Annotated in this window: 7 protein-coding genes; 5 read left to right on the top strand and 2 right to left on the bottom strand. The window is 57.5% G+C overall.

Annotated features, from left to right (window positions below; genetic code table 11):
* The coding region (locus ACIQ2T_RS11530) for a P-II family nitrogen regulator (RefSeq protein WP_397590945.1) at positions 1-98 on the top strand (98 nt) is incomplete at its 5' end.
* Between the two features lie 73 nt (positions 99-171).
* Positions 172-1,620: an ammonium transporter gene (locus ACIQ2T_RS11535; RefSeq protein ID WP_397590946.1), complete on the top strand. Its 1,449-nt coding sequence runs from the start codon at positions 172-174 to the stop codon at positions 1,618-1,620.
* Between the two features lie 252 nt (positions 1,621-1,872).
* On the opposite strand, the gene ACIQ2T_RS11540 is transcribed toward ACIQ2T_RS11535, so the two are convergent.
* Positions 1,873-2,286 carry a polymer-forming cytoskeletal protein gene (locus ACIQ2T_RS11540; RefSeq protein WP_397590942.1) on the bottom strand — a complete coding sequence of 138 codons (414 nt, stop codon included), beginning with the start codon at positions 2,284-2,286 and terminating at the stop codon, positions 1,873-1,875.
* 7 nt (positions 2,287-2,293) lie between these two features.
* Positions 2,294-3,451 carry a M23 family metallopeptidase gene (locus ACIQ2T_RS11545; RefSeq protein WP_397590943.1) on the bottom strand — a complete coding sequence of 386 codons (1,158 nt, stop codon included), beginning with the start codon at positions 3,449-3,451 and terminating at the stop codon, positions 2,294-2,296.
* Positions 3,452-3,758: 307 nt separating this feature from the next.
* Here ACIQ2T_RS11545 and ACIQ2T_RS11550 point away from each other — a divergent pair, with 307 nt between their 5' ends.
* The 3 genes from ACIQ2T_RS11550 (at position 3,759) to rsfS (ending at position 6,058) form a co-directional block, all read left to right on the top strand.
* Complete coding sequence (locus ACIQ2T_RS11550; RefSeq protein ID WP_397590944.1) at positions 3,759-5,015, top strand: glutamate-5-semialdehyde dehydrogenase; 1,257 nt, start codon at positions 3,759-3,761, stop codon at positions 5,013-5,015.
* Positions 5,012-5,641: a nicotinate-nucleotide adenylyltransferase gene (locus ACIQ2T_RS11555; protein WP_353208785.1), complete on the top strand. Its 630-nt coding sequence runs from the start codon at positions 5,012-5,014 to the stop codon at positions 5,639-5,641. The genes ACIQ2T_RS11550 and ACIQ2T_RS11555 overlap by 4 nt, the downstream gene beginning before the upstream one ends.
* 87 nt (positions 5,642-5,728) lie before the next feature.
* A complete protein-coding gene (rsfS, locus tag ACIQ2T_RS11560) occupies positions 5,729-6,058 on the top strand; it encodes a ribosome silencing factor (protein WP_397590947.1) in 330 nt (109 codons plus the stop codon).
* The last annotated feature ends 11 nt before the right edge of the window (positions 6,059-6,069 follow it).

Genomic DNA, 6,069 nt, shown 5'->3' on the forward strand with positions numbered 1-6,069 from the left:
CCGAAACCGGCGCGATTGGCGATGGCAAAATCTTCGAATTCGAACTTGCTGGTGCGTTGCGCATCCGCACGGGCGACACCAACGAAACCGCGCTTTGACGCGATACTATCAAGCTAGGGGAACCAGACAATGTCAAAGACACTGAAATTTCTAGGCGCGGCGGGGGCGACTATGTTCGCCGCCTTGCCCGCTTTTGCGCAGGAGGCTGCGCAAAAAGCGGCTGATGGCATAGCGGCGGCTGGCGCTGCTGTGGCGCAGGTCGCAGCAACAGCTGCGGTCGCCGATGGCCCGATCAAGGCACCGACAGTTGAACAAATGGCCGGCATGGTCGATAAAGGCGATACGACTTGGATGTTGATCAGCTCCGCGCTCGTCCTGCTGATGTCGGTTCCTGCATTGGCATTGTTCTATGGTGGTCTTGTGCGCACAAAGAATATGTTGAGCCTGTTGATGCAGGTGTTCATGATCGTGTCCGTCGCGGCGCTTGTCTGGGTTAGCTGGGGCTACACGCTCGCCTTTACCAGCGGCACACCGTTCATCGGCGGCTTCTCCAAATTGTTCTTGCAGGGCGTTGATGCAACCACGGTTGCGGCGACCTTCTCAAACAATGTCTATATTCCGGAATATGCCTTTGTGGTGTTCCAGATGACCTTTGCCTGCATCACGCCGGCGTTGATCGTCGGGGCATTTGCAGAGCGGATCAAATTCACGCCGTTAATCCTGTTTGTGGTGGCCTGGCTAACGGTCGTCTATTTCCCGATCGCGCACATGGTCTGGTACTGGGCTGGCCCAGACTTCCTCGTCGACGCACCGACGGACATGGGCTATTTATGGGGCATGGGCGCACTTGACTTCGCTGGCGGCACGGTGGTGCACATCAACGCCGGCATTGCGGGCCTTGTGGGCTGCATCATGATCGGAAAGCGCATCGGTTACGGCAAGGAAGCGACACCGCCGCACTCGATGACCATGACGATGATCGGTGCCTCGCTTCTGTGGGTGGGCTGGTTCGGCTTCAACGCTGGGTCCAACCTTGAAGCCAATGGACTTGCCGCTCTTGCATTCATCAACACCTTTGTCGCGACTGCTGCTGCTGCCGTTGCATGGTGCCTGATTGAACAGTTCCACCATGGAAAACCATCATTGCTTGGTGCGGTTACGGGTGCGGTTGCTGGCTTGGTTGCGATTACGCCAGCCAGCGGATTTGCAGCGCCAATGACATCAATCCTGCTCGGCTTTATCGCATCCGGCGTCTGCTATGTCTTCGTCGCCTATGTGAAGAACAAGCTGAAATATGACGACACGCTCGACGTCTTCGGCGTGCACTGTGTCGGCGGGATTGTCGGCGCTATCGGCACCGCCATCGTTGCCGACCCGTCACTGGGCGGTCAGGGCTGGCTCGACTATACTGTCTTCCCGGCAGTCGCTGGTGAATATGACATGGCGGGCCAATTGGTCACCCAGATTAAAGCGGTCACCCTGACGCTGCTCTGGTCGGGTATCGGTTCTGCCGTCCTGTTCTTCATCCTCGACAAGACCATTGGCCTGCGGCCCGATGCCGAGGCAGAACGCGAAGGCCTCGACATCACCGAACATGGTGAGCGTGCCTACAATTATTGAGCTTTACGACTTGGTGGCGGGGCGTTTCTTCTCTCCTTTATGCCCCGCCGCCTCCATATGTTCCTCCCGCGAACATCTAACTCATGGCCCGGACCTTTATGGTTCGGGCCTTTTTTATTGTGCAGCATGCTCTGCGCTCGAACGGATAAATGGATCCTGAAACGAGTTCAGGATGACGGGTGTGCGGGGACGTAAGACCCTGAAGCCGAAGGCTGGCAGAGCCGAACTAAGTTCGGGACGACAGGGGCCTGCTTATGCGACCTTCGAATCCGCCCCAAGTATCAACTGATCGGTGACTTTGCCGACAGTGGCCGCAGCGCGTGCGATGTTTGGCGTCATGGATGATTTGTGGCGGAATTTGCCTTCAATCTGGCCGCCAGGCGCGATGGTTAGGTTGCTATAGACAACGTCGCCTGTAATTCGCGCCGTGGATTCAATGACGAGGTCATTGGCCTCAATCGAACCTTCGACATGGCCGGAAAGCTTTGCCGATTCGGCGATGATTTTGCCCGCGATTATGCTGCCTTCGCCCTGCACCAGATTGCCGCAGGTCACGTCGCCTTGCACCTTGCCGTCGACATGCAGGTCAACGCGCGCTGACACATTGCCAACAATTTCAACGTCGGCGGCGATGATGGAAAATGTATGGCCAGAATTGTTACGCACGCTAACGTTACTCCTTTGCTGCAGGGTCGGCACGGAGTCCGGCGATGGTTTGGACTTTGAGAACATCTGGATTTGCCTCCAAAAACTTACGCGGGTTGATAGCCTGACCGTTCAGGCGCACCTCGAAATGCAGGTGGCTGCCGGTCGAACGACCTGTGCTACCCATCCGTCCGATTTGAACGCCCCGTTCAACCATTTGCCCCGGCCGGACATTTACGCCCGACAAATGCGCATAGCGCGTTAGAAAGCCATTGGCATGCGTAATTTCAACACTTTTGCCATAGCCGCCATTAAAGCCAGCGAGCGTCACTTTACCCTCGGCTGCCGAAAAAATGGGTGTTCCAACTGGGCCCTTAAAGTCCAGACCGGCATGCATGGCGCCGACGCCCGTGAACGGATCGCTCCGATAGCCAAAGCCGCTGGACATATACATGACGGATGCGGGCAACGCGGTCGGGATTGCGGCCAATGCGCGCTCCATGGCGTCCATGCGGCCAAGCGCGGCGGCAAGTTTCAAAAAGCGCGGATCACGGACGTCCTTTTTGCCTTTGCCAAAGAACGGCTCGAACAGACCACCCTGCGCGTTGCGGGCTTGGCGTGCCAGTGTCTCGGGGTTCAGGCCAAATTGGCGAATGGCAGCTTCGGCCTTCAAGGTCCGCGTCTGCGCCATTTTGGTTATTTGTTCTGCAAAGCGAATTTGCCGTGCCTCTATGCGGGCAAGGCCAGCGGCTTCGGGTACCATCGCACTGATGGTCTTTACGGCCTTGTCTTGTTCGGTTGCGGTGGATGCGGTCGCCGCTGAAGCCCCGGGTTCTTTCAGGTCACCCAGATATTGGTCGCCTAGGCTTTCGAGCATTTCCTGCCGACGTTCCAAATCCTTAGTCACTTCGTTGATTGAACCGCGGTAGCTTGCCACGCGCTCTTCGGCCGATTCGACCTTGGCTTCCTGTTCGTTCAGCGCAAGACGCTGCGCGCTGAGGGTCACTTGATTGATCGCCATGCCAAAAGTGACCAATAACCATAGCCCGAGAACAGACGCGAGGGTGCCGGCAGCGCGGCGTTGCAGGCGCGCAGATATCTTCAAGAACCGGACTTGGCCATTGGCCCGCATGAAAAACTCGCGGTCAATAAACCATCCAGCAGCCCGGTTTTTCCAACCGGACATTCTGGTCTTAAGCGACACAAACCACCCCGTTTTAAGTTCGATGATGGCGCGTAGCAGACGAAGGGAGGCCTAGCGAATCGCGTGCACCCGACTCGTGACGAGTCGGGTGAGTCGTGCGATGAGTTGTGGAAAACCTCGTTAAAATGACATTTGGATATGTTTAATTTGGTATATTTGGGCCTAAAAATCCGCGTAAAAATACGTAAATTCAATGACATTGCACCGATTCGCATGTGTTCCATAAGCGATGCGTGTCAAATAAAGCGGATTACTTTCCCTTTTGACGCCATTTCTCTACGAGTTGCAGATGATGACCGACAACGACATCCTGATGGCCAATATGACGGCCAATGCACGTTCCGCCGCGCGGTGTTTGGCGGGCGCCAATGCTGCGACCAAGGCGGCTGCATTGTTGGCCGCTGCCGCTGCCCTGCACGCCAGCGTGGCAGATATTCTCGAGGCGAATGCCAAAGATGTGGCCGCTGCGGTGGCGGCGGGGATATCCCCTGCGATGTTGGACCGGCTGAAGCTGGATGAAGGCCGCATCGCGGCGATGGCATCCGCGGTGGAACAGGTCGCAACGCTAGAAGATCCCGTCGGGCAAATCATCGACAGCCGCAGCCGGCCCAATGGCCTTGTCATGGAACGCGTCCGCGTGCCTGTGGGCGTGCTTGGCATTATTTATGAAAGCAGACCCAATGTGACTGCTGATGCAGCGGCCTTAGGGCTGCGCTCGGGCAACGCCGTCATCCTGCGCGGCGGTAGCGAGGCGGTACACAGCAACCGTGCGATCCACGCGGCGATGGTGCAGGGTGTGACGCACGCAGGCTTGCCCGCCGACGCCGTGCAGTTGATCCCGACTCAGGACCGCGCGGTGGTCGGCGCGATGCTGCGCGCGCAAGGGGCGATCGACATGATCATTCCGCGCGGCGGCAAGTCGCTGGTTGCCCGGGTTCAGGACGAAGCCCGCGTGCCCGTGCTCGCGCATCTTGACGGCATTTGCCACAGCTATGTCCATAAGGATGCCAACCCCGAAATGGCGCAAGCCTTGGTCGTGAATGCCAAGATGCGGCGCACCGGCATTTGCGGCGCTACGGAGACGTTGCTTATTGATCAGGATTATCCCGCGCCTGCGCCATTGATCGCCGCGCTGCTGGATGCCGGCTGTGAAGTGCGGGCGGACGATATATTGATGGAGCTGGATACCCGCACCGTGCCTGCCGATGCGGAAGATTGGGACACCGAATATCTTGATTCGGTCATTTCAGCCTGCGTCGTATCGGGGCTGGATGACGCGATAGCGCATATTGCCCGCCATGGCTCGCACCATACTGATGCGATCATCACGCAAGATGCTGCTGCCGCAGCACGCTTTTTGGCAGAAGTCGACAGCGCCATTGTCATGCACAATGCCTCCACCCAATTTGCCGATGGCGGCGAATTTGGCTTGGGTGCGGAGATTGGCATCGCCACTGGTCGCTTGCACGCACGCGGCCCCGTCGCGCTCGAGGGGCTGACGACATATAAATGGATTGTCCGCGGCCAAGGTCAGACACGCCCTTGAAAACGATTGGCCTCATGGGCGGATCGTTCAATCCGGCGCATAAAGGACACCGCGCGATTAGCCTGTTTGCAATGGATTCGCTCGGGCTCGACGCATATTGGTGGATGGTCTCTCCGGGCAACCCGTTAAAACCCCAATCGGACATGGCACCTTTGCCCGCGCGGATGGCATCGGCAAAGGCACAAGCAAAGCGCACACCGATTAAAGTCACCGCTATCGAACAGGCGCTTGGCACCGTCTACACCGCTGAAACGCTTAAGAAACTGGTGGCGCGTTACCCAAAAACGCAGTTCATTTGGATTATGGGCGCCGACAATTTGCTGCAATTTCATCACTGGCGGCGCTGGCGCGATATAGCGCGATTGATGCCGATTGCAGTTATTGCCAGACCAAGCTATAACCCCCAAGTCGTTGCGGGTCCCGCAATGGCCTGGTTCAGGCGGTTTGTCCGGCGTTCGGACCAGCGTCATCACTGGACGAAATGGAGTACGCCAGCGCTTGTCTTTTTGCGCTTTCGTCCAGATCCGCGTTCGGCCACCGCTCTTCGGCGTGCGGACCCATATTGGTTTCACCGATATAAGGAACTTGGAACGCGTGACGGCGTTACCCGAAATATTGTGCTTTAAGGAGCCATCTTGATCGAACCTGCATCCGTTCCTGCCTCTGGCAAAGCCACCGCAAAGGCCAAGGAACCCACATTAACCCCCGACGCGCTGCACGCGTTGATTCTTCAATCGCTCGATGATGATCAGGCGCAAGAAGTGGTCACCATTCCGCTTGAAGGCAAAAGCAATATTGCCGACCATATGGTCGTCGCATCTGGCCGTTCGTCGCGCCAAGTGGCCTCGATGGCGCAAAAGCTTGCCGAGCGTATTAAAAAGGCCGGACGTCATGCCCGCATCGAAGGTTTGCCATCGGCGGACTGGGTGCTGATTGATGCCGAAGATGTCATCGTGCATCTTTTCCGTCCCGAAGTCCGCAGCTTCTACAATCTGGAACGCATGTGGGCATTTGGTGACGCGCCCGAAGTCGCGTCGCAATAAGACCGGTCGCC

Origin of the sequence: Sphingorhabdus sp. (assembly GCF_044357595.1) — a bacterium.
GTDB lineage: Bacteria > Pseudomonadota > Alphaproteobacteria > Sphingomonadales > Sphingomonadaceae > Sphingorhabdus_B.

Coding starts and splice junctions, on each gene's coding strand:
- ACIQ2T_RS11535 (WP_397590946.1), top strand. CDS start 172: ATGTTCGCCGCCTTGCCCGCTTTTGCGCAGGAGGCTGCGCAAAAAGCG.
- ACIQ2T_RS11545 (WP_397590943.1), bottom strand. CDS start 3,451: ATGTCCGGTTGGAAAAACCGGGCTGCTGGATGGTTTATTGACCGCGAG.
- ACIQ2T_RS11550 (WP_397590944.1), top strand. CDS start 3,759: ATGATGACCGACAACGACATCCTGATGGCCAATATGACGGCCAATGCA.